Below are 22,612 nucleotides of genomic sequence, written 5' to 3'. Positions count from 1 at the left end.
AGTTTCTACTCAGATGAAAATTCTTTAAAGGCCTTCCTGTACACAGATTTAAAAGTAAAGATTTCTCATATTTACTCAAATTTAAGTTACAACTCGGGTATGTGGTCTACTTAAGTCTGTAAATTTATTTAATACTGCTACTCGTGCATGAATCTTATTGACTTGGCTTTGAAAATTTCTCGCACTGAGTTTATCCCTTAGCAATTTCATGCAATATATGTTGGTTTCAACTAGACTCCACCAGTGATAGCCTGACCATTTCTTCCAAATAGTTCTTTCTAAACGCTTAACTGTTTGAAGCGACTTATTGCGTTTTAGCGAGCTCATCTTTTTATCTTTCGATAACTTCGCATTTTATCTTGGTGGAATCACTGCTTGTGCTTGCCGGTCCACAATGTATCAAATAGATGCTGAGATACTCCTAAATTAAGCTCATCACTACAGGGCGTTTTTAATTTTAGAAACTAAACATTAAAAATTTAGACGCTACAACGCTATTTTTGATGCTGTCTAACGCTTCTCATTTAAGCATTTAAATAATTTTTATAATCTTTATTTAATTTTGAATTTTCGGATAATCTTGACTATTTTAGGCTCAAATGGCAGAGATATTTAAGATATAAACAATAAATGCATCAGCATTGTTCGTAAAAGCCAAACAAATACTGCCAGTCAAAAAATTCACAAAATTAATGCGCTACATTCCTGATAAATTTAACCGTATTTAATCCTGAATTGATGTAGGTGTAATGAGTAGAGCTTGGAAATACCAAACTTTCATTTGCTTTTAAAATATGCGCTGTATCGTTAATTTGAAGAGTAAGCTCGCCTTCCAACACCCATATCATTTCATGCCATCCATCGGCATCGGGTTCTGCTTCATACTTTTCCCCTGTACCCAAACACCATACCCACATTTCTGTCTGATGTTTTGATGGCATTGCACCCACTAAAGTTGCATAGCTCTCTGGTTGACTGCCTTTCCAAGCCAAGACATTCGTTAATTTTGGAAGATCATGAGCGTGATCACTTACAAGCGTTACAAAGTCTATTTTAAGAGCAGATGCAATTGCATCGAGTTTAGCCAAGCTAATATTCATCTGATTACTTTCCAGAGCTATCACTGTGCGCCTACTTAATCCGGCTAAATTTGCCAATTCAATCTGACTCAAGCTGGCTTTTTCTCTGAAATGCCTAATATTCTGCCCTACAAACTCTAATACCTTGTTGGTCATATGCTATCTATTGAATGTTTTGAGCAGTATATTGCACAAAAAAATAATTTAATGCAATAATGGGTAATATATTGCACATTCTGTTGGTCTTTCACTATGTCAATCACTTCGTCTTCAAAATTTCCTGAAATTGTATTGATCCTCATTACAATTCTCTGGGGTGGTACTTTTTTAGCCGTACATTATGCTCTGAACTTTACTTCACCAATTTTTTTTGTAGGTACACGCTTCGGTATCGCGGCAGCTGTTCTATTTCTGGTGTCTTATCAGCAGCTCAAAAATTTCAGCCGTCAAGAAGTGATTGCCGGTTTTTTCATTGGTATCGTTATCGCCTTTTCTTATGTATTTCAAACGGTAGGCCTGCAAACGATCACAAGTAGTGAGTCGGCATTCCTCACGGCGCTTTATGTCCCTTTTGTGCCGATATTGCTTTTTCTTTTCTTTAAAAAAGTACCTGCGTTTAATATCTGGATCGGAGTTGTACTGGCATTTTTTGGTCTGCTTTTGCTTACCGGGAATAGTATGTCTCAAATAGATTTAAGTTACGGACAGGTCATGACCATATGCAGTGCGATCGGAATTGCCATGGAGATTATTTTAATTGGATTCTTTGCGGGTAAAGTGAATTTAGGCAAGGTAACGTTTATTCAGCTTGTTGTAGCCTCCATTGCCTGTTTCGTAGCAATTCCTTTTAGCCAATCGGAATACATTCCTAATCTTTCGTGGCAGTTTATCCTGATTGTCGGTGCATTAGGATGTGCGAGCGCGTTAATTCAATTCGCAATGAATTGGGCACAACGTACGGTAGATCCATCAAAAGCTGCAATTATCTATTCTGGAGAACCTGTATGGGCTGCAATTTTTGGCCGTTTGGCTGGGGAGCGACTATCAATATTATCGATTTTTGGAGGTATTTTAGTTTTATTGGGCGTGTTAGTCAGTGAGTTAAAGTTTAAAAAATTGTGGGTTTATTTTTTTAAAAGATAGTGAAATGGCGATTTCTCTTTCAATAGGCATTTAAATGATTTGAGCTCATCAAAACAAATCTGAATGCGCCACAAAAGACTTTTTGAATTTCACATAAATATTTTTGTGTAAAACTATAATGGAAGTGTTTCACTTCCATTTTTCAATTCTAATAAATCAACTACTGTGAGAAAAAACCAAATACGATGAATTAGTTGTTCGTTAGAGAAATTCTTTTTGAAATGTCAGAGTCTGTCTCATACGTAATCAAAATTCACAGATTCATATCAATTATGTTCTCTATTGTTAAAAAATAGACCAGTCGTCTTGATTTTAATCATAACTTACCTACAATCAATTTTAAGGTCATCAATCAATATTTCTAATTTCTGTATAGAAGTGTTTCTTATGCAGAATATGGAGTTAAATCAATGAATAATATTACCAATCAGCGTATTGTTTTAGCTGCAAGACCAGTCGGTGAACCAAAACATAGTGATTTCAAAATTGAGGAAGTTCCGGTTCCTGAGCTGAAACAAGGCGAAATCTTGTTAAAAACCGTTTATCTATCACTCGATCCGTATATGCGTGGTCGTATGAGTGATGCTCCCTCTTACGCGGCACCTGTCGAAATTGGTGGCGTAATGGTTGGTGGAACAGTGAGTCAAGTTGTTGCCACTAAAAACTCAAAGTTTAAAGAAGGTGAATGGATTCTTTCTGGAAATGGTTGGCAGGCTTACGCGATCTCAGATGGCACGGCGTGTCAAAGTTTGGGTATGCAGCCCGAACATCCCGCTTGGGCATTAGGTATTTTAGGAATGCCTGGCTTTACCGCTTATATGGGGCTTTTAGACATTGGTCAACCTAAAGCAGGTGAAACCTTAGTGGTTGCCGCTGCAACTGGCCCCGTAGGTGCAACAGTCGGACAGATTGGTAAACTTAAAGGTTGTCGTGTGGTCGGTGTCGCTGGCGGAGCGGAAAAATGCCGTTATGCTGTCGAAGAACTCGGTTTTGATGCATGTATTGATCATCGTGATGAAAATTTCGCAGAGAAATTAAAACAGGCTGTTCCTGATGGCATTGATATCTATTACGAAAATGTAGGCGGAAAAGTCTTTGAGGCTGTATGGCCATTACTTAACTCGGCTGCACGTGTACCTTTGTGTGGCGTAGTTGCTCAATATAACGCGACCGAACAAGCACAAGGGCCAGATCGCCTGCCTGGTTTTATCTCTACCCTATTAAAAAAACGAATTCGCATGCAAGGTTTCATTATTTTTGATGATTATGGTAGCCAGTACCCTGAATTTAATCAGCAAATGTCTGAGTGGCTAAAAGAAGGTAAAATCAAATACAAAGAACATATGGTGCAAGGTTTAGATAACGTGATTGACGCTTTCAATGGCATGTTAAAGGGTGAAAACTTTGGCAAAGTCGTTGTCAAACTCTAATAAGGAAGCCTTATGATTACACTGCATCATTTAGATCAATCACGTTCTTTTCGTATTTTATGGTTACTTGAAGAGATCCAACAGCCGTATCAGTTACAACGCTACTATCGTGATCTGAATACGCATTTAGCTCCAGATTCGTTAAAATCAATCCATGCTTTAGGGAAATCGCCTGTCATAGAATGGGATGGTAAAGTGATTACAGAATCTGGTGCGATTGTTGAGCTTTTAATTGCCAAACTTGCACCACATTTAGCACCCGATTCAAGTGAAGATCTCTATGCAGATTACCTGCAATGGATTCATTTTTCTGAAAGCTCTGCCATGTTGCCATTTTTGTTAAAAACATTTAATGCAATGGAAACAAAGCGAGGTACAGAATTGGTATTTTTAGAACGCTATACGCAAGTTGAGTTTGAAAAAGTATTTGGTTTCTTAGATGACTATTTGGCAGATAAAAAGTACTTTGTTGATCAGCGTTTAACTGGTGCTGACTTTATGATGGGCTTTGGATTACATGCTTTAGTTCATCAAATGCAACAAGGTAAAAAGTATCCAAATATTCAACGCTATGTTGAGGGCTTGAGTTTACTGCCAAGCTGGCAAGCCGCGGTCAAAATCGAACAGGAAAAGTCATAATGAAAGAAAATCAGCGTGCTATTGTCGTGGGTGCTTCACGAGGAATTGGTTTAGGAATGGTTCGGGAATTACTTCTTCAGCAGTGGAGCGTTATTGCGACACTTCGAGATATAACTCGTGTACCCGATGACCTCAAACAATTACTTGCAGAATATCCAGACCAACTGGAATTGGCTGAGCTAGATCTGAGTCATTTAGATACTGCCAATATGATCACCAGCAAATATTCAGAAGGTTCAATAGATCTGCTTTTAGTGTCTGCTGGTATAGCGGGGCCAGAACATCAGCGCGTCGAACAATCACAGCCAAATGAAATTGTAGACCTGTTTTGGGTTAACAGCATTGCACCTGTGACCATTGCCAGAAAATTCCTTCCACTCATGAAAGCAAACAGCCTTATTGCATTTATGAGTTCAAGAATGGGCAGTGTTGCGCTCAATGACGATGGCAGTATGGAGTTGTATCGTGCCAGCAAGGCCGCTTTAAACAGTATCAGCCGTGGTTTTGCACAAAATGAGGCGATTCCGCTGAATATCGGTGTGTTGAATTTACATCCGGGCTGGGTTCAAACAGAGATGGGCGGAAGCCAAGCGCCTGTTACGGTCAAGGAAAGTACTGCAGGACTGGTAAAGATAATACAGGCTTCTATCGGCAGCAACCAACACAAATTTATTGATTTTCAAGGTCATGAAATGGCATGGTGATTTGATCTTTTCAATCGTATGATTTGAATAGGCTTGGTTACCTATCATTCAAAAGAGTGGAAAATAGGTGCAGCCGTACTCTCAACAGGTCATGCAATAAACAAAAAAGCTAAACACCGTTTTGTGTTGTGATGTTCATCAACTCGTTGATATTCACTTTCACTAGATAGGGTTTAGCTTTTTTATTCTGAATGAGTGGCTCAATATCGAGCGTTTTTAAAAATGATTGAACATCGTCGGAGGGAATTAAATCGGCAGTATATTGAACCAATATAACGCGAGACTGTGAAGGTAAAATCAGGAAAACGAGTTCATCGATATGTTGAGCAAAGCTTTGAAGTATTTGTTTCTCTGTTTTACTCAAAATTTGCTGTTTCAACTGATTCTCTTGAAAAATCTGTTCTTGAGTATAGGGCTGATTCATTAATGCTTGAGTAAGTTGCTCAATTTCTATTTGATCGCTTATAAAGGGATATATTTCGATGATCTGGACAAGCTCACTATTTTGAGGCGCTTGAACATTCTTAACATGTGATGTATCGGGATGCTTGGGCTCTAAATTTAATTGTGATAGCAAAGCGGGATCGATTTTTTCAGGATTCAACTGATATTGATCTGAAGTGACTTTAGCACGACGAATGGCTTGTTTGGCTCTAAGCTGGGCTGCCAGTAAAGGATCAATTGCTTGATTTCCCTTTGTTGCCTCATGGCTAAACTCCAGCAGATTTAACTGGGCTGTTTGCTCCAAACTCTGCGCATCATACTGACCAAAAGGCGTTTCAATCAATGTTTCTGGCATGGGTGACATTTTCACGGCGGGTTTAAAACTCAACGAATCATTTTGTTCAACAGCGCTTGTTGGCATGAAGACAACACTCATACCTTTTTTGATTTCTGGCGTTTGCTCAACTGGACGAGAAATAACAAACACGACCAATCCAATATGCAATATTGCAGTGAAAAATAAAGCAACAGGTGAAATCTTGAATTGGTCATGAAGTCTCATAGCTGACTCCCCAGCGATTTAAAATAAATACCTTAAGGTGAATCTTAGGTTACGCCCTTCACTCGGATGGATATGTTTATCTGAAATTCCTTCTCTTTCAGCAGAACCAGGCGCACATGCCGCAGTATTGAAATCTTGTGCAGCACACGATGCATAGTAGTATTCGATATCATTCACCTTTTTATCCAATACATTGAGTAGTTCTATTTGTGTGAAGATATTTTTATTCAGTTGATAGCTGGCTAGTAAGTTAACGATTGTCGATGAGTCCGAGCGAACACTGTTGTCTTCAATCAATGCTCGAGGGCCGAAATACCGTAAACGACCGCCAAAACTCCATTGGTCATTTAATTTATAACTTATACCCGCACTAAGTGTTTTTTCGATGGCTCCAGGAATAAAATCGCCCTCTTCACTACTATCTTTAAAGCGCGCTTTTGACCATGCCGCATCAATATCAATCATCACCCAATCATTGAGTTGATAAAAATTACTCAGCTCAATCCCTTGGCGTTTACTGGGCCGGCTAGGCTCAGTGGTGCCCGCATCACCAATAAACAGTAGTTCAGAGTCAGAATCCAGGCGCCATAATGCCAGTGTTGTGGTGAGGTTATCAATCAAATGTGCTCTTAAACCCAGCTCTTTATTCACTGTACGTACTAGTGGTGAAACCGAATCAAGTGGTTGTAAGTAATTTGCGTCACGCGGATCTACATTGAGCTTTGTCGTAACGCCCCTTGCATCGTTACTATGAAATCCGTAGGCATAATTGATGTAATATTCGACATTTTTCCATGGCCCTAAAATCAAACTGAATTTCGGACTCAGAATGTGATCTGTTTTTCGGCCACTATTTTCATTTCGATCCGAATTCACATTAAAATGATAAAGATCACCACGTAAACCTATAATTGAGCGTAGCCAAGGTTGCCATGCAATCTGATTTTGCCCCCAAACGCCGAGCGTGGTTTGTTTGACATCATCTTCACGTATTGTATTAAATCGTTGACGATTTTGAGTTTGATGTAAACCCAGACCATCAATGTCATCATAACGAAGAGATGACCCGACAATATTGAGCATTTCTTTATCGTACCATCGATCACTCCATCCCTTTTGAAACTTCAAACCCAGTAAGGTGCGCTTTTCAGCTTGTTCAAACTGATCGCCACGCAGCGGATCATCTAAAAAGTAAGTAAAATTTGAAAAAAGATTCAGTTCACTACGGACCGCGTAGGCAGAAAACTGTGAAAACTCACGATCTGCACGCTGATTGCGATTGAACCACAATGCTGTGCGTTTAGATTTTCCACCATCGGAAGGGTCTAGACTATCGAAACGATCAAGCTGCCCATTTTGAACCAGATGTTCAGGAATCTGATCTGTGGCGTCCCATTTTGCTTGATAATGCTGAAGACCAAATGATGTGTTTTGATCTTCATCGCCTTTAAAATATTTTAAGAAGAGATTTTGTTTAGACAGATTTTCAGGATTTGTCCAAGGCCCGTCACTGCTTTGATTTTCAAAGGCACCAATTAGCTCACCGTCATTTATTTTTACATGCCCAACACCTAAAAACCGTAGTAGATCATTATTACCCAATGTTACCTGTGCAAATGGACGCTCCAGCGAATGAAGGGTATAAATTTTTGCTGTTCCAGCAGAGGCAAAATCACCATCATCTAAAGAAGTTGCACCTTTGTGATAATCGATATTGTGAATCAGTTCTGGGATTAAAAAATTTAGATCGGTATAACCTTGCCCATGCGCATGTGTCACCATATTAAGCGGTTGACCGTCTAGTGATGTGGCGAAGTCTGTACCATGATCCAGATTAAAACCGCGTAGAAAATACTGGTTCGCTTTTCCGGAACCACTGTGCTGAGTCACAATGACGCCAGGAATCGTTTCAAGCACTTCAGCCGGACGAGACAAAGGACGCGTTTCGATCTGCTCTTGTGTAATTGTTCCTTGAGATGCAGTAAATGCACCGTTTAAAGGATCTGTGTTATCGCCTGATGCCTGCATGGTAATGGTAGCTAAATTGGCAATGTATTCTCCCCCTGCCCAGACCGTTTGACTGGTATAAAACCCCGAACTACTCAGCAGTAATACGCTTAACATTGTTTTGTTCATGATGTTTATCTCATTTATAAAGTCAGTTATTTTTAAGTTTTTATAGGCTGGTTCAGTTTAAATTTTCACATCATGACTGATTCACGATCTGTTGTAATTGAGGAATATATTCTGGATGTTGATAACCAGTTTTTTCACTCCAAGTTAGTAATTTTTTAGAAATATCAGTATCTTTAGCTGCGATAGCAAGTGCTGCATACACTTCAAAATCATCATTTTCTCGTTGCATATCCCAGTTTTTAGCCGCGATTTTGAGTCCTTCATTGTATTTTTTAGAAATCCAGAGAAACTGTGCCTGCTCACGTAAATGAATATGGTCATGATGGTCGAGTAAATCTTGTACGCGCTGGGTTAGCTCATTGAGATCAGTCTGGGCAGTTGGATCATTCAGTTTTTGTTTGCACAAAATAATGCGGTACATCGCACCGTCATGATAGCGGTAAGGTGTTAAAAGCTTCAGTGCGGTTTGATACTGATGTTGTGCGATGTACCAATTCGCTTTTGCTAATGTATTGGGTAAGTTATTGGTTTGCAGCAATAACATAGATTTATCTGCAAGTGCCGGATCGTTAAACCGTGTGGCAAGTTCAATAAAGATATTTCCCAACCATTGTTGATCTGCGCGGCTCATACGTGGTGTTTGCGAAAGAAGCTGATCAATTTGAGGTTTAAGCTGTGAATAAGACTTTGTCATTGCATCAACCTGCAACTCGCATCCTGCACGATAAAGCATGACTTCAGGCTGCGTCAGCTTTTGGCATAATTGGGTAGACGCACTGTATTTTCCTTGCAAACGGTAAATATTGGCCAGCTGTAAAATAGCATCGCTGTTGTTGGGTTGAGTTTTTAAAAGCTGTTTTAAACGCTGTTCTGCAGCCGAAAAATTATGATTCGCTTGCTCAATGCGGGTATTTAGCAACTGATTTTCAAGATCTGATGGATCATTGCTTTTTTGCATCAATTGTTCAGCTTTTTCGAGTGAATCACCGTCACCTTTGGCGTAGGCATTTTCAAGTAATACATTCACAATTTGATTACGCGTTGCGTCACTATAAGTGGCTTTGGCATGTTGGTTTTTTTCAGTATTACCGCTATAGCTATGATGGTGCTTTGGATGAGCATAAATCGAACTTACAGGAATCATTAAAATTATGGCGAACGACAGTTTACGCATCAACATTGGGTATCCCTCTTAAATACGCCCGAGGCTCAACACCTAGGGCGCAAATCCTTAAAATTTAACTGCAAGCGGCTCTGCTTTGTTATCAATCGAAGCTTCTGAAATATCTTTCAGAGATTTGGGTTCAGACTGACTAAAGCTACTTTGTGATTGGTTGGTTAACGTCAAAGTTTCTCGTAACACAGGATCGCTTTGCGTTTGGGTGTTATTAGAAGCATGATCATCTCCACTGCCACCACAACCGCTCAATCCCCAAACAACCATGAACATCAAGGTTATTTTTTTCATGGTAATGACTCCTCATTACTTACTGGCAGTATTGAACGGTGAACCCGCAACTGGAGTGTTAAGATACGGGAAAGTGGTACCAAACTGCTGAGGTGACTGCAATGCACCGTCGGTAAATCCAATCGTACCTGCTTTCGCATCCGACGCTTTACAGCCCACTGCGGTGTTCACACCATCAATGGTACATAGTAAACCCATCGCAACACGTAGCTCGATATCGACTACATCATCTCCCGGACGGCGACCATTTGGGAATCCGCTGGTGTCTCCACCGATCACACCTAAACGATTTTGCTTGTCTTTGGCTTGCGCTGCAATTGCAGTATTTAAGCGCAACATTTCAGAGGCTTTCACGTTTTTAGGCTGATTCAGACCCGGCACTCCAAGTAAAAATGCATTGACCAGATCGGTACGTGGGAAATTGGTTGGCGCAACCACGGCACCGCCTGTAGCGTCTTTAAATAACACTTCAATCAATGTTGGTAATGTTGGATTGGTAACGTAATCGGCAAACTGACCATCATTGACTGGTTTGCTGGCATTGAATTTGTCTTTGTCTTTTAAACCAATCACCACCTCATTGACCAAAGGCATACCCAAACGGGAAACTTGTGTCCATGCCCCACCCACTTTAGATGCACTGGTCAAATTACTCTCTGGAGTCGGGTTAAGTAAGGTCGCTTGAGGCAAACTGGCTGTGGTCCAACCACCAATTACTGTTTCACCCGAAGACACCAAACATGATTGTGGTACTTCAAGTGCAATGGTCGTCACGTTTTTATTGCCAATTGTATTAAGTCCCTGATCTTCAGCATTCACACCCGATGGTGCAAGCTGCGTAGCAGGAATCTTGATATTCACAAGGTCAAAGACTTCGCCAAGATTGACTGCAAATGGATCTTGGCGCTGGCCGACAAATACTTTGCCTGATCCGCAGCTGCCAAAGTTGATATTTTGCACAAAACTATTGGCATAAGACTGATAATTGGGAATTGATTTTGCGCCCACATTATCAAAAGGTTTTTTAAAGGAGCCCAACACGTTACGATCGCCTTTACGTCGATCACCTTTGACCATAGTTACGGTATATGTTTCAGCCGTGTTTTGAGCAGAACTGCCATCATTGGTAATTTTTCCAATATTTGACAATGGTACAGAGATATTTTTGCCACCTACAGGTACTTGTAGATCTTTTAACTCCTGATCAAATTTAAATTGAAAAGTAATATCTTCTTGCGCATCACCATTGTTATCGATATGAATCTCATAAAGCGCTTTAGGGTCTAAAGCAAAGTAGTTCGGGCCACCATAAGCATCTTGAAGTGGCTGGTAATTGGCTAAAATGGTGACATAGTCGCCCCGATTACTTTCATAGCTTTTAAACATATAAAAATCGGTGGCATCTACTTTAGGTGTTTTGGTAATGGATGGAGCTTCACGGTGACTGGATGCAAGTGCACAAGCACTTAACCCCATTAATGCCATCGCTAGTGCGATACGATTGTTCATTGGCTATCTCCTTGACCAATATTTAATTTCATCGTTATTACTTTATTTTTTATCCCTACATTGTTTTAAATCATTATGAGGGACCATACTAACATATGGGAGAGAATGTGAATATTATGTGATCATTTTGAAAATAACGGATGAAATCAATATTTTTATGAAGTCAACTATTTGCTATGCAATCTGATTTCACATAATTTTTATTGTAAAATTTGGATTATTCATATACAAAATATTTAATTAAATGAAAATCATTTGCATATTATAAATAAAGATAAATTCTAAAAATTTAAATTATTAAATTTAATCATATTAAAACCAATAACTTACAAAACAAAAAATCAAACTATTCTTTTTTACCCATATTTATCATGACATTAATTTAATTCAATTTTTATATTTTTTAAACTTTAAACCAAAGCCACAAAAAAAGCGTCATAAAACATGAATGATCTTCACGATTTTTAAAATTAATCATTATTTAATTCATCATCTTTTAATTGTTTAAATTTACTTGATAATATTGAAATTACTTTAATTTGTTTTGCATAGCGGCGACAGGATATACACATCAATAAATGTAATTGAAGATGTGTAAGTTCATTTAATGCAAGTGAACGATCTTGTTTTTCCGAGAGTAGTTGAGTCGCTTTTCGACAGGTCAGCATGAACATTCCTCCTTTAAAAGCCATTTATTTTCGAGACATTCTCTTAGGCGTGTTCGACTGCGGTACATCAATACATTAAAATTTGAAATAGTTAACCCTAGCTTATTGCAAATTTCCTGTGAGCTTAGCTCAATCATTTCACGCAGCATAAACACTTGTGCCTGCTGTGCAGGCAAATGATTGAGGCAGGCATCAAAAATTACCCAGAAGTCTTCTTGTTCAAGCATCTGGTCTGGACTTGGCCATGCCTGTGGTGCTTCATGTGCATGCCAGTGATTCTTGTCATTAAACAATGTATCGATGCTTTTTTCAGAATCATCATCGAATAAATCTGTCATGCTGATCAAGCGTGATTGCTTACGGATAAAGTCGATGATTTTATTTTTTAAAATTGCAAATACCCACGTTTTAAACGCACACCGACCTGAAAACGAAGCGGCATGTTCTAGTGCGCTGATGAGCGCTTCCTGCACGACATCTTCGGCGCTTTGGATAGAAGACATCTGTAACACGGCAAACTTAATCATTTGATGTCTAAGATCGGCAATAAAAATAGGATCATTCAACTGATCAGTAATGTGATCCGCTTGAGTCGACGCAGCTATGGTCATGAAGAATTCTCACTTAGACGTAAAAATAGAGACCAAATCAAACTTAAGCAGTAACGATTTCAGTTCATTTAATTGGTTATCAACCACGTCATTAGGTTGATCTCCCAAAATCGAAACGATTAAATCATGAAGCGTATCTTGCATAGCGCCACCGTGTTCGACCAGATGTTCGATGAGCAATCCAAATAACGGCGATAATCGCTCTAAACTGATTTGATCAATTTCATCACGCCACACCATAATCACACCAGGTGCAAGCTGAATGTCATTCGGTTGTGTATTGAGTGTCCATTCATATACAGGATATTGATAAACCAAAACCCATACGGCCTGCTTTAGCTGCCATTGATAAGGTTCTACACATACCGGTTGATCGATAACCAAAGTGTCTAAATACAATTCAAGCCACTCAAATTGTAGAAGCTCGGCTAGCCAAGGATATTGACTAAACATGGGATGAGCTTGATGAGAATAATACTCACGAAACTCTAGCGCTATCTCGTTTGAGTACGGAGATTGACATTTCGAATTTGCGACAAAATCCTGTAATAGTGCTTGCCACTGACATTCGAGCAATAATCTGCGCGTAATCGGATAAACCAGATTGATAAACGAGCTAATATTATTAAATACCAAATCACGATACACTTGCATGCGCTCATGATCGTAAACGCTAGCCAAATCAGAATGTGGATGGCGAATCCAATTACAGAATTGCTGCTGCGTGTGCTGAAATGATTTCTGAATTTGGTTCATATCCACTCTCCATGGCTTGAATGGTCTTAATTTTTTTTAATTCTTTATTGAGTTCTTCCCAACTCGGAATATTGAAATCCCGTTCTAGTAATGTTGGCTTGATTCCACATTGTTGATAAGTAAACGCCAGAAGTTGCCATACAGAATCCGTAATCGCATCACCATGTGTATCAATGATCAGATGATCTTCTACTTGCGCATGACCTGCAATATGCAAATAGCGTATTTTGTCTTGAGGCATCGCACAAATAAACGATTGAGCATCAGTGCCGTGATTTATGCTGTTCACGTATACGTTGTTTACATCTAAAAGTAATTCGCAATCCGCCTGCTTGACTACTTCTACAATAAATTCTGCTTCGGTCATCTCAGCACCGGGCATTAAATAAGTCGATACATTTTCAATGACCAGTTTTTGCCCCAAAATATCCTGTACACGTAAAATACGCTCCGCAACATAACGAACAGCGTCTTGAGTCATTGGAATGGGTAACAAGTCATATAAGTATCCGCCATCATGAGAATAACTTAAATGCTCAGAGTAAATACTGACATTATAAGTATTTAAAAATGCTTTGATTTTATGAATAAACTCAAGGTTGAGCGGATGTGGCCCGCCAATTGAAAGAGAAAGACCATGACAAACAAGAGGAGACTTTTCAATACAGGTCGCAAGAAGTTTTGCGTGTCGACCGCCAAAGTTCATCCAGTTTTCAGGTGCAATTTCGATAAAATCAGGCGGATAAGCTGCACTTAAAAAATCATCGATAAACTCTCGTCTTAAACCGAGCCCAACGTGTGAAGTTTCAATCATGAGCAAGCTCCTTATCCAAATCAAGATCGGCCCATCCATTGAATGAGCCGATCTTGTACATATCTGATCGGTTTATTTAGAACCACATTTTGCATCTGCCATTTTTTTATCTGCACCACATTTTGCATCTGCCGACTTATGCCCTTTCTTGGCATGATCCGCACCACATTTAGCACTGCCGCACTTACCATCTGCTGCCTTACTGGCATGGGTTTCCGTAGAAGATGAGGTTGCAGCTGTTGCAATCTGAGTTGGGCCAAGGACAGACAAAGCCAATAGCGCAGTCACGGTGGTCATAGAGTTTAATTTGTTCATGATCGATTCCTTTTTACATTTTTTGATTGTGTGTACGGGGTGTACTTGGTGTTAGACGCAGTTCATCTGAATTTATTACACATTAAAAAAAATTTTTTTTATGTAAGAAAATCGAGATCCTTTCGACTAATGTGAATTAAATCGCATCGGATGTGAAAAAATGATGAATATTTATACAAAAAAAATCAATCAGCTCTATTTAATTGTAAAAAAAGCGAGCACACCGTTTGATGGCTTACCCGCATTGGCACTGCGATTGTATTTAGTTCCGATCTTTTGGATGGCAGGGACAAATAAATTAATGCACTTTAGCAATATTGTAGAGTGGTTTGGCAATACTGACTGGGGATTGAGCTTGCCCTTCCCCTATGTCATGACTGCACTTGCAACCTCAACTGAATTGGCTGGCGCAGTTTGTCTAAGCTTAGGTATATTCACTCGCTGGATCAGCATTCCCTTGATCATCACCATGCTGGTTGCAATCTTGACTGTTCATTTGCCAAACGGTTGGCAAGCAATTGCCGATCCTTCGGCGCCTTTTGCAAATGCTCAGGTACTTGCTTCTGCTGAAAAGTTAGAGCGAGCACGACAAATTCTGACCGAACATGGCAATTATGACTGGTTGACCTCAAGTGGAAATTTTGTGATTTTAAATAATGGAATCGAGTTTGCAGTCACTTATCTGATCATGCTACTTGCACTAATCAAATTGGGCGGTGGGCGTTATGTCAGTCTGGATTACTGGTTTCGTTTGAAATAAAACAAATCATCATGCATATTCATGATGCTTTCATACGCTTTCTGATACTTTAGATTCAAAATAATCAGTATCACAGATGCCTATGATGACCTCCACCCAGTCACTTTGGACAATTTTTCTTGTATTTTTGCGCTTAGGACTCACCTCCTTTGGTGGTCCAACTGCGCATCTTGGCTATTTTCGTGATGAGTTCGTCATCCGCCGTAAATGGTTAAACGATGCTCAGTATGCAGATACCGTTGCACTGTGCCAGTTTTTACCTGGGCCAGCCAGTAGTCAGGTGGGTATGGCAATTGGCTACTATTGCGGTGGCTATAAAGGTGCTTTAGTTGCCTGGCTAGGGTTTACCTTCCCTTCAGCCATGATATTAATTTCATTTGCACTGGGTTTTGATCATCTGCAAAGCATGCAACTTACTGGTATTTTGCATGGCTTGAAAATTATCGCTGTAGCGGTGGTGATACAAGCACTTTGGGGAATGACAAAAACTTTATGCCCAGATGCAACTCGAATCACCCTCATGAGTTTAAGCACATTCATGATGTTAATGCTTCCCTCGCTCTGGACTCAGCTCGTGGTGATTATTGTGGCGGGAATATTAGGTACATTGATTTTCAGATCATCGCAAAGCACAGAAAAACAACAAGTATCGACAGTAAATTCTCGTCATATTGGTTTCACTGGATTGATCCTATTTTTTGGATTACTGATTGCGCTACCTGTGCTGAGTTTTACGTTTTCAAACCCAGCCCTTGCGATTTTTGATGCCTTTTATCGTACTGGGGCATTGGTTTTTGGTGGTGGGCACGTTGTTTTACCTTTATTAAACACCCAAGTCGTCGCAACTGGATGGATTGAGCAAAATACCTTTTTAGCCGGTTATTCACTGGCTCAAGCGGTGCCCGGCCCATTATTTACTTTTGCTGGCTTCTTAGGCGCCTCGATGCCTCACATGATCACGCCTTGGCTAGGAGGTATTTTGTGTATTGTGGCAATTTTTAGTCCATCTTTTTTTCTTCTTATCGGCATTTTACCTTTTTGGCAAAGTATTCGTGATCTTGCATGGATGATTGCTGCGCTCAAAGGAATTAATGCAGCCGTGGTAGGCCTGCTGTTGGCAGCTTTGTATCAACCGATCTGGACCAATAGTATTTATACCTCAAAAGACTTTAGTCTGGCACTTCTTGCGCTCCTTGCACTGATGGTTTGGCGGCTTCCGGTATGGTTGGTAGTTTTTTTAGGGGGTCTTTTAGGATGGTGGTTCATGTAGAGCAATCTATCTCATTCTAAGATTTTAATTTCAAATTAAAAATATAAGATCACTCTTAAATTCTGCTTGCTAATCAAATCGAAATAAAGATAATAAGAATCATTTTTAACAGCGACTGCCTGAGCATCATCATGCACAAATTGAATTGTTTATCGCATGCAATCTATATCGTTCTTTTTACGGGTTTATCTACAAGTGCTTGGGCAGAAGAAATAACGCAATCAGATGTTGCTACATCTTCAAATATTTTACCCACTATTTCATTACAGGCAGATTCGAATCAGAAAAAATATGCTGCAACCCAAGCAAGTTCAGCACTGAAATCTGATGCACCGTTATTTAAAACCCCGCAATCTGTTAGTGTCATTACGCGAGAACAACTCGATCAAAAGCAAGCAACTACACTTTCACAAGCCATCAATGGTGTTGCTGGGGTCAGTGCTGGCTATTTAGGGCGTAGAGGATGGGACGATTTTATTATTCGTGGTCAAAATTCGTCTGATCAAGTGTATATCGATGGACTTCGACAAAGCCAGTCACCCTTAGATGGTGTTGCAGTCGATTTATCTGGTATGGATCAAGTTCAGGTCATTAAAGGGCCAGCGTCTGTGAACTTTGGATTGGTGCAACCAGGTGGCATGGTCAATTTAGTGACGAAACGTCCACAAGCCGAAAATTTTGCAACTGCTGATCTGAGCTACGGAAGCTACAACTTCAAACAAGCCACATTTGATTTGAACTATGCGCCAAAGCAAACTGAAAAAGGTGCATTCAGACTGACAGGTCGTGTTTCCGATCAAGACGATCCAACCGACTATGTGTACTTTAAAAACTTTTATATCTCGCCTTCTTATAATTTCGATTTGGGCGATAAAGCCGAACTATCGGTAATTGCCAGCTATCAACATCGAGAATATTTACGTCAACAAGGTTTACCAGTGATTGGCACCTTAAAATCCAATCCGAATGGCGCGATTGACCGAAGCTTATATTTAGGTGAGCCAACTTTTGGTGGGTATGAAGCAGATGTTTACCGCACTGGCTGGAATTATAAATACAAGTTTGATAACGGCTGGACATTTAATCAAAATGCAGCGGTTCAGCAACTGAAATCGACTGGTCGGGTTGTGTTTACACAAACCGGTACAAACTTCTGGGTCAATACCACACCTGCTTATACCACACTCAATCGAACCAATAACGGGCGTTATCAAAGTCATGATACGCTGACTTACTCATTAGATAACAGCTTCCAGCGCGCGTTTAATTTACTGGGTATGCAGCATGATCTCAGCATTGGTATCGATGCAATGCAGTCAAAAGACGATTATATCAATGATCGATATACCACAGGAAGTTTAAACGTTTACAACCCTGTGTATGGGCAAGCAGTTAAATATGTAGCAACAAATAGTACCGAAGATATTAACCGTTTACGCTATAGCGGTTTATATGTGCGTGATCGTATTAACCTAACAGATCAACTGGTACTCAGCCTTGCAGGACGTCAAGACTGGGCCGAGGTATCAACGCAAAATGTTTCAAAGTCGGGAATTGCAGCCAAAGGACTGACCGACCGAAACTCATATAACAAGTTTACCGGAAATGTGGGGCTGCTCTACAGCATTAATGATATCGTGGCTCCTTACGCCAGTTATGCAACGTCTTTTCTTCCGAATACGCGTACCGATGTCAATGGCAGCATTCTGGCACCCGAAACAGGTCAGCAGGCTGAGATTGGTGTAAAACTACAAAGCCCGAACCAGTTGATTCAAGGGAGTCTGGCCTTATACGATTTACGTCGTCAAAACGTTGCAGTCAGCGACCCGAATAATACCTCTGCTTACGTGCTTAATGGCGAGCAATTAACCCGTGGTATTGAAGCAGAGCTCAGTGCCACCGTCATTGAGCGCATGCGATTAACAGCCAGTTTTAGCCATATGTTTGACTCAAAAATTACCAAAGATTCGGTTGCGAGCAATGTAGGTGCAGCACTCGATAATGTCCCTCAAAATAGCTATAGTCTCTCATCACGTTATTATCTGACTGATTTAACATCGGGATGGTTCGTCGGTGCTGGCATTCGAGGTGAAAGCTCAAAATCGTATAAAGGACTCGATGTACACACACCATCTTACTTACTCTACGATGCCGAAGCAGGTTACGAAGCAACACGCTGGGGCGCGCAATTGTCGATTAAAAATTTGTTTGATAAAGACTATTATGCAGGATTACTCAATGCCAATATGGTGACCTTGGGTGATCCACGTCAAATTAACTTTACGGTCAAATTTAAATATTAATTATTCAGTCAGTAGATCACTCCAAAGTGATTTTGGATAAACAAACATTAAATACCGAGTCTATTCATGTCTTATTCATAATTGAGGTGTGTTTACACTCGGTGTTCAAACTTTAAGATAAAATCTCTTGTCTTTCACCTTAACGACATTAAACTATGCGCACTGATTTGGGCGTGAGTTTTATGAAAAAGCAAATTGCAAAAATGATTTTTAAATTGTCTGGCTGGAGCTATCACATTGAGCCAGAGATTCTTGAAAATAAGCAGGTCATTATTGGATTTGAACATACATCTAATCTTGATGCTGTACTCTCAGTTGCTTTGTTTGAAATTTTAGAAATTAAAATTCATACCCTGATTAAAAAAGAGCTCTTTCAGGGACCACTCAAACCACTTTTAGAAAAACTCGGCGGTATTGCGGTTGATCGCCATTCAAAATCAGATATCGTCTCGCAAATGGTCAAGCTATTTGAGCAAAATGACCGTTTTAATCTGGTGATTGCGCCTCAAGCAACGCGAGCAAAAGATGGCTCTACACGCAAACCGATTCGTACTGGTTTCTGGCACATCGCGCGTGCGGCAAATGTTCCAATTGTGTTGATGTATGCCAATCCTATTACTAAAGAAGGCGGCATTTTAGGCAAAATTTATCCAGAAAATCTTGAAGCAGACCTTAAGCTTATTCAGGCACTTTATAAAGAAAAAGTCGGCTTAGATATCTGTATTCCAGAACAATCAAATTAACGATCAAAGCTGTATTTATTACGTTTTTATCTGACCAATCGATTATTTTCTCTATCATCAGGCACTTTCTTCAAAAAATATGCTTATGGTAGAATTGCAAAAATTTGATCTGGTAATGGTACCAATCTGTAAGGAGCATATTTCAACATGGCAGGTCATTCCAAGTGGGCAAACACCAAGCATCGTAAAGCAAAACAAGATGCAAGCCGTGCTAAAGTTTTCACAAAATATATTCGTGAAATTGTAACTGCAGCAAAACTAGGCGGTGGTGATGCAGCCAGCAACCCTCGTTTACGTGCGGTCGTTGAAAAAGCTTTATCTGTAAATATGACACGTGACGCGATCAACCGTGCGATTCAGCGTGGTGCTGGCGGTGAAGACAATGATGATCTGAACGAAGTAACCTACGAGGGGTACGGTGTCGGTGGTGTTGCAGTTCTGGTCGAAACCATGACAGACAATCTTAACCGTACAGTACCAGATGTTCGTCACTGCTTCAGTAAAACCAACGGTAATTTGGGGACTAACGGTTCGGTTTCGTATCTGTTTACCAAGCGTGGTGAAATCAGCTTTGAAGATGTCAGTTTAGAAGACAAAATCATGGAAATCGCACTCGAAGCGGGCGCTGAAGATATCGAAGTGGAAGAAGATGGCATTTTGGTCATCACAACACCAGAGAGCTTTGGTGATGTTCAGGATGCACTTGCAGCAGCAGGCTTGAAATCGGACAATGCAGAAGTAGTGATGAGTCCATCGACCAAAGCTGAAATTACCGATATCGACCAAGCGAAACAAATCTTAAAAATGATCGATATGCTCGAAGATCTGGACGACGTTCAAAACGTTTATACAAACGTTGAATTTTCAGACGAAGTTTTGGCTCAACTCGATGCCTAAACAATATGAAACGCACCGCACAGGTGCGTTTTTTTAAACTTTATTGAGTAGCTTATAACAATTAAAGACGTTGTATTCTTTAATCACAAAGCTTGAATGTAAGGCTACGACATTATCAATTTTACCAATCCGGCGTAGCAAAATATCACTGTAATTATCCATATCACGCGCAACAAGTTCTAAAATAAAATCTGCGCTCTGCCCTGTGACCAAAAACGCATTGGTGACTTCCGGGATATCCTCAAGTTCAGTTAAAAACTTATCAAAAGTTTCGGTATCGTGTTTGCTTAAAGAAACTTGAAGCAAAATATGTAAAGAAAATCCAAGCTTAACAAAATTAATATCACGCTTGAGATTACTCATAATTTTGGATTCAATTAAATGCTTGATCCGTCGATGCACTGAACTGACCGAGAGGTTAATCCGTTCTGACAACTCATTCAGGTTGAGGTCTTCATGGGTCAATATCTCAAGAATCTGTTTGTCGTAACGATCAAGCTCCATAACTGCTCCCCACTTATCTTTCATGATTTTAATGACTTCTGGCCATTGTATTGTAGTTTTGAGCATTCTCAAAAAATACATTCACTTTACAGTGAAAACTACATATAAAAAAATCGAACGAGCTTGTAAAAAGTTCATCTAAGACAATCCTTGACCTGAAAGTGTAAAGTTAAGTATCTTTTTTGTGCTTTAAGTAAAATATTTCAAAATATTGCTTCTTTTTAGACCTTAGTAATATTGACTTGTAACAATAAAATACAGGATTATTAAGCGAAGCTACATTGAAGTAGTTTTTTTAGACAAAAGGGAACGTTTATTAACAATTTTTAAGGAATTGGCATTCTTTTTGTTATGTAAATCCCAAAAGTAAGTTTTACTTTTTTTAATAATTAACGGAGTTATCGTGAATAAACTTAAAACTTTAGCCCTTAGCATGGGTACTATCGGGCTATCCTCTCTCGCCATTCCTGCTTACGCAGCGAGCAACACTGAAGTGGATGCTTTACGTAAAGAAGTCAATGAACTTAAACAGTTGGTTCAACAATTATCTACACAGCAAAAAGCTGCACCTGTCGTGATGGCTCCACCACCAGCTCCAGCGCCAATGGTTGCCGCAGCACCAGCACCGAAAGCACCAAGTAATGCAAAACCAGGCTGGTTCACATTACCTGATGGTCAAACACAAGTTAAACTTTACGGTAGCATTCGTGGAGATGCAACTTATGACTTCGAAGGTAACCCATCACCAAACATTAACAACAATACTAACTCTGTTCCGTTAAATTCAGCAAATGCTACCAAAAACAGTCTTAACGTTTCTGCAGCGACAACTCGTTTTGGTTTCGACTTTTCTCGCCCGACAGATCTAGGTGAGTTAACAGGTAAAATTGAAGCTGACTTTGCAGGCGGTATTGCAGCAGACAGTAGTTCAAGAACAACCAACGGTAATGGTTCGCTACGTGTTCGTCATGCTTACTTCTCTCTTGGAAAATGGTTAGTTGGTCAAACCACATCCCCTTTTGTTAACACTGACACAGCACCAGAAACAGTCGACTTTAACGGCCCTATGGGTTATGGCTCTACACGTACTGTACAAGTACGTTACACTCAGCCAATCGATGCCAACCAAAAAGTATTATTAGCAGTTGAAGGTGGTGATGTTGATAATATCAATAGCGCTTCGGCTACTACAGTTTTCAAAAATAGTGGTGGTGCAGTAGTACAACAAACTACTAGTTCTGGAGGTAATAGATTACCAGCTTTGACAGCAAGATATGACTACACTACCGCCGATAAGAAAGGGTTAGTACAAGTTCATGGTTTAGTCCATGAAAACCGTATTTCTGTGAATGATGATGTTGATGAAACCAAGCTTGGTTGGGGTATCGGAGTTGGTGGTAAATATAGCTTAACACCTGCTGATACAGTATTTGCGAACTATTACCACGTAAAAGGCGATAATCGTTACTTGCTATATGGCAACTCTGCTTATGTTGCATACCAAAATAATGCAACTGCAGCTGCAAACGCTACAGATCTTTCAATTTATGAAAGCGAATTTAACTCGGGCTTAATTGGTTATTCTCACAAATGGTCACCGAAAGTACGTTCAACATTAGCTGCTGGCGCAATCTGGTACAAAGATGATAACTCTTTTGCAGAAAGAGCTCCGACATTAAACAAACAGCTTTATAACGTTATTGTAAACAGTTTCTACACTCCTACGAAAAACGTGGATTTAGGTGTTGAATATACTTATGGCCAACGTAAAACTTTCCAAGATCAAGAAGGCGATTACTCGCGTCTTAACTTGATGGCGAAGTATAGCTTCTAATTTAAGCTAAACAAGCATCTAAA

The 22,612-nt window shown here is 39.8% G+C and carries 22 protein-coding genes and 1 pseudogene; 10 read left to right on the top strand and 13 right to left on the bottom strand.

Annotation, left to right across the window (positions count from 1 at the left end):
* Nucleotides 1-81: 81 nt before the first annotated feature.
* Both KCV09_RS03465 and KCV09_RS03460 read right to left on the bottom strand, forming a co-directional pair.
* Nucleotides 82-396: pseudogene (locus tag KCV09_RS03465) on the bottom strand (IS5/IS1182 family transposase); the annotation flags it as partial.
* A 293-nt stretch (nt 397-689) separates the two neighbouring features.
* Nucleotides 690-1,235: a helix-turn-helix domain-containing protein gene (locus KCV09_RS03460; protein WP_212515531.1), complete on the bottom strand. Its 546-nt coding sequence runs from the start codon at nt 1,233-1,235 to the stop codon at nt 690-692.
* A 96-nt stretch (nt 1,236-1,331) separates the two neighbouring features.
* On the opposite strand from KCV09_RS03460, the gene KCV09_RS03455 reads away from it, so the two are divergent.
* The 4 genes from KCV09_RS03455 (at nt 1,332) to KCV09_RS03440 (ending at nt 4,995) form a co-directional block, all read left to right on the top strand.
* Complete coding sequence (locus KCV09_RS03455; RefSeq protein WP_119026323.1) at nt 1,332-2,222, top strand: DMT family transporter; 891 nt, start codon at nt 1,332-1,334, stop codon at nt 2,220-2,222.
* A gap of 410 nt (nt 2,223-2,632) precedes the next feature.
* Nucleotides 2,633-3,652 carry an NADP-dependent oxidoreductase gene (locus KCV09_RS03450; protein WP_151795889.1) on the top strand — a complete coding sequence of 340 codons (1,020 nt, stop codon included), beginning with the start codon at nt 2,633-2,635 and terminating at the stop codon, nt 3,650-3,652.
* Between the two features lie 12 nt (nt 3,653-3,664).
* Nucleotides 3,665-4,291 carry a glutathione S-transferase family protein gene (locus KCV09_RS03445; protein WP_004946872.1) on the top strand — a complete coding sequence of 209 codons (627 nt, stop codon included), beginning with the start codon at nt 3,665-3,667 and terminating at the stop codon, nt 4,289-4,291.
* On the top strand, nt 4,291-4,995 hold the full coding sequence (locus KCV09_RS03440; protein WP_212515530.1) for an SDR family NAD(P)-dependent oxidoreductase: 705 nt from the start codon (nt 4,291-4,293) through the stop codon (nt 4,993-4,995). Before KCV09_RS03445 ends, KCV09_RS03440 begins: the two co-directional genes overlap by 1 nt.
* A gap of 109 nt (nt 4,996-5,104) precedes the next feature.
* On the opposite strand, the gene KCV09_RS03435 is transcribed toward KCV09_RS03440, so the two are convergent.
* From KCV09_RS03435 to KCV09_RS03390, 10 genes are all read right to left on the bottom strand, one after another.
* Complete coding sequence (locus tag KCV09_RS03435) at nt 5,105-6,001, bottom strand: hypothetical protein (RefSeq protein ID WP_212515529.1); 897 nt, start codon at nt 5,999-6,001, stop codon at nt 5,105-5,107.
* Between the two features lie 18 nt (nt 6,002-6,019).
* Complete coding sequence (locus KCV09_RS03430; protein WP_212515528.1) at nt 6,020-8,137, bottom strand: TonB-dependent receptor; 2,118 nt, start codon at nt 8,135-8,137, stop codon at nt 6,020-6,022.
* Nucleotides 8,138-8,207: 70 nt separating this feature from the next.
* Nucleotides 8,208-9,317: a tetratricopeptide repeat protein gene (locus tag KCV09_RS03425; protein WP_212515527.1), complete on the bottom strand. Its 1,110-nt coding sequence runs from the start codon at nt 9,315-9,317 to the stop codon at nt 8,208-8,210.
* Nucleotides 9,318-9,368: 51 nt separating this feature from the next.
* Nucleotides 9,369-9,605, bottom strand: coding sequence for a hypothetical protein (locus KCV09_RS03420; RefSeq protein WP_004937138.1), 237 nt, complete (start codon nt 9,603-9,605; stop codon nt 9,369-9,371).
* A 15-nt stretch (nt 9,606-9,620) separates the two neighbouring features.
* Nucleotides 9,621-11,114: a DUF4331 domain-containing protein gene (locus tag KCV09_RS03415; protein ID WP_055414704.1), complete on the bottom strand. Its 1,494-nt coding sequence runs from the start codon at nt 11,112-11,114 to the stop codon at nt 9,621-9,623.
* A gap of 470 nt (nt 11,115-11,584) precedes the next feature.
* Nucleotides 11,585-11,782, bottom strand: coding sequence for an anti-sigma factor family protein (locus tag KCV09_RS03410; protein WP_004937134.1), 198 nt, complete (start codon nt 11,780-11,782; stop codon nt 11,585-11,587).
* Entirely contained in the window at nt 11,776-12,393 is a 618-nt protein-coding gene (locus tag KCV09_RS03405; RefSeq protein ID WP_004937133.1) for an RNA polymerase factor sigma-70, read from the bottom strand. Before KCV09_RS03405 ends, KCV09_RS03410 begins: the two co-directional genes overlap by 7 nt.
* A gap of 9 nt (nt 12,394-12,402) precedes the next feature.
* A complete protein-coding gene (locus KCV09_RS03400) occupies nt 12,403-13,149 on the bottom strand; it encodes an HvfC family RiPP maturation protein (RefSeq protein ID WP_212515526.1) in 747 nt (248 codons plus the stop codon).
* A complete protein-coding gene (locus KCV09_RS03395; protein WP_212515525.1) occupies nt 13,100-13,963 on the bottom strand; it encodes an HvfB family MNIO-type RiPP peptide maturase in 864 nt (287 codons plus the stop codon). The genes KCV09_RS03400 and KCV09_RS03395 overlap by 50 nt, the downstream gene beginning before the upstream one ends.
* Nucleotides 13,964-14,035: 72 nt before the next feature.
* Nucleotides 14,036-14,278 (bottom strand): HvfA family oxazolone/thioamide-modified RiPP metallophore, encoded by a 243-nt coding sequence (locus KCV09_RS03390; RefSeq protein WP_004937127.1) that lies wholly within the window; start codon nt 14,276-14,278, stop codon nt 14,036-14,038.
* A 163-nt stretch (nt 14,279-14,441) separates the two neighbouring features.
* On the opposite strand from KCV09_RS03390, the gene KCV09_RS03385 reads away from it, so the two are divergent.
* The 5 genes from KCV09_RS03385 to KCV09_RS03365 all read left to right on the top strand — a co-directional run bounded on the left by KCV09_RS03385 (nt 14,442) and on the right by KCV09_RS03365 (nt 20,251).
* The gene (locus KCV09_RS03385) at nt 14,442-15,038 is read left to right on the top strand and encodes an HvfX family Cu-binding RiPP maturation protein (RefSeq protein ID WP_407651955.1); all 597 of its coding nucleotides are present in this window, start codon (nt 14,442-14,444) and stop codon (nt 15,036-15,038) included.
* An 82-nt stretch (nt 15,039-15,120) separates the two neighbouring features.
* Nucleotides 15,121-16,308, top strand: coding sequence for a chromate efflux transporter (gene chrA / locus KCV09_RS03380; protein WP_212515523.1), 1,188 nt, complete (start codon nt 15,121-15,123; stop codon nt 16,306-16,308).
* A 131-nt stretch (nt 16,309-16,439) separates the two neighbouring features.
* Nucleotides 16,440-18,611, top strand: coding sequence for a TonB-dependent siderophore receptor (locus KCV09_RS03375; RefSeq protein WP_025095961.1), 2,172 nt, complete (start codon nt 16,440-16,442; stop codon nt 18,609-18,611).
* Between the two features lie 182 nt (nt 18,612-18,793).
* Nucleotides 18,794-19,354 (top strand): 1-acyl-sn-glycerol-3-phosphate acyltransferase, encoded by a 561-nt coding sequence (locus tag KCV09_RS03370; protein ID WP_039910046.1) that lies wholly within the window; start codon nt 18,794-18,796, stop codon nt 19,352-19,354.
* A 147-nt stretch (nt 19,355-19,501) separates the two neighbouring features.
* Nucleotides 19,502-20,251 carry a YebC/PmpR family DNA-binding transcriptional regulator gene (locus tag KCV09_RS03365; RefSeq protein WP_004937118.1) on the top strand — a complete coding sequence of 250 codons (750 nt, stop codon included), beginning with the start codon at nt 19,502-19,504 and terminating at the stop codon, nt 20,249-20,251.
* Nucleotides 20,252-20,284: 33 nt separating this feature from the next.
* On the opposite strand, the gene KCV09_RS03360 is transcribed toward KCV09_RS03365, so the two are convergent.
* Complete coding sequence (locus tag KCV09_RS03360; protein ID WP_004937117.1) at nt 20,285-20,755, bottom strand: Lrp/AsnC family transcriptional regulator; 471 nt, start codon at nt 20,753-20,755, stop codon at nt 20,285-20,287.
* Between the two features lie 403 nt (nt 20,756-21,158).
* On the opposite strand from KCV09_RS03360, the gene KCV09_RS03355 reads away from it, so the two are divergent.
* Nucleotides 21,159-22,589, top strand: coding sequence for a DcaP family trimeric outer membrane transporter (locus tag KCV09_RS03355; protein WP_171497730.1), 1,431 nt, complete (start codon nt 21,159-21,161; stop codon nt 22,587-22,589).
* Nucleotides 22,590-22,612 lie beyond the last annotated feature (23 nt).

Origin of the sequence: Acinetobacter soli (assembly GCF_018139125.1) — a bacterium.
In the GTDB taxonomy this organism is placed as follows: Bacteria; Pseudomonadota; Gammaproteobacteria; order Pseudomonadales; family Moraxellaceae; genus Acinetobacter; species Acinetobacter soli.
The sequence above is the reverse complement of the archived record's forward strand: the minus strand, read 5'-3'. Positions and strand labels throughout refer to the sequence as shown.

Bases quoted from the DNA above. Each gene is read 5' to 3' on its own strand.
- KCV09_RS03460 (WP_212515531.1), bottom strand. From the start codon at position 1,235: ATGACCAACAAGGTATTAGAGTTTGTAGGGCAGAATATTAGGCATTTC.
- KCV09_RS03455 (WP_119026323.1), top strand. From the start codon at position 1,332: ATGTCAATCACTTCGTCTTCAAAATTTCCTGAAATTGTATTGATCCTC.
- KCV09_RS03450 (WP_151795889.1), top strand. From the start codon at position 2,633: ATGAATAATATTACCAATCAGCGTATTGTTTTAGCTGCAAGACCAGTC.
- KCV09_RS03445 (WP_004946872.1), top strand. From the start codon at position 3,665: ATGATTACACTGCATCATTTAGATCAATCACGTTCTTTTCGTATTTTA.
- KCV09_RS03440 (WP_212515530.1), top strand. From the start codon at position 4,291: ATGAAAGAAAATCAGCGTGCTATTGTCGTGGGTGCTTCACGAGGAATT.
- KCV09_RS03435 (WP_212515529.1), bottom strand. From the start codon at position 6,001: ATGAGACTTCATGACCAATTCAAGATTTCACCTGTTGCTTTATTTTTC.
- KCV09_RS03430 (WP_212515528.1), bottom strand. From the start codon at position 8,137: ATGAACAAAACAATGTTAAGCGTATTACTGCTGAGTAGTTCGGGGTTT.
- KCV09_RS03425 (WP_212515527.1), bottom strand. From the start codon at position 9,317: ATGTTGATGCGTAAACTGTCGTTCGCCATAATTTTAATGATTCCTGTA.
- KCV09_RS03420 (WP_004937138.1), bottom strand. From the start codon at position 9,605: ATGAAAAAAATAACCTTGATGTTCATGGTTGTTTGGGGATTGAGCGGT.
- KCV09_RS03415 (WP_055414704.1), bottom strand. From the start codon at position 11,114: ATGAACAATCGTATCGCACTAGCGATGGCATTAATGGGGTTAAGTGCT.
- KCV09_RS03410 (WP_004937134.1), bottom strand. From the start codon at position 11,782: ATGCTGACCTGTCGAAAAGCGACTCAACTACTCTCGGAAAAACAAGAT.
- KCV09_RS03405 (WP_004937133.1), bottom strand. From the start codon at position 12,393: ATGACCATAGCTGCGTCGACTCAAGCGGATCACATTACTGATCAGTTG.
- KCV09_RS03400 (WP_212515526.1), bottom strand. From the start codon at position 13,149: ATGAACCAAATTCAGAAATCATTTCAGCACACGCAGCAGCAATTCTGT.
- KCV09_RS03395 (WP_212515525.1), bottom strand. From the start codon at position 13,963: ATGATTGAAACTTCACACGTTGGGCTCGGTTTAAGACGAGAGTTTATC.
- KCV09_RS03390 (WP_004937127.1), bottom strand. From the start codon at position 14,278: ATGAACAAATTAAACTCTATGACCACCGTGACTGCGCTATTGGCTTTG.
- KCV09_RS03385 (WP_407651955.1), top strand. From the start codon at position 14,442: ATGAATATTTATACAAAAAAAATCAATCAGCTCTATTTAATTGTAAAA.
- chrA (WP_212515523.1), top strand. From the start codon at position 15,121: ATGATGACCTCCACCCAGTCACTTTGGACAATTTTTCTTGTATTTTTG.
- KCV09_RS03375 (WP_025095961.1), top strand. From the start codon at position 16,440: ATGCACAAATTGAATTGTTTATCGCATGCAATCTATATCGTTCTTTTT.
- KCV09_RS03370 (WP_039910046.1), top strand. From the start codon at position 18,794: ATGAAAAAGCAAATTGCAAAAATGATTTTTAAATTGTCTGGCTGGAGC.
- KCV09_RS03365 (WP_004937118.1), top strand. From the start codon at position 19,502: ATGGCAGGTCATTCCAAGTGGGCAAACACCAAGCATCGTAAAGCAAAA.
- KCV09_RS03360 (WP_004937117.1), bottom strand. From the start codon at position 20,755: ATGGAGCTTGATCGTTACGACAAACAGATTCTTGAGATATTGACCCAT.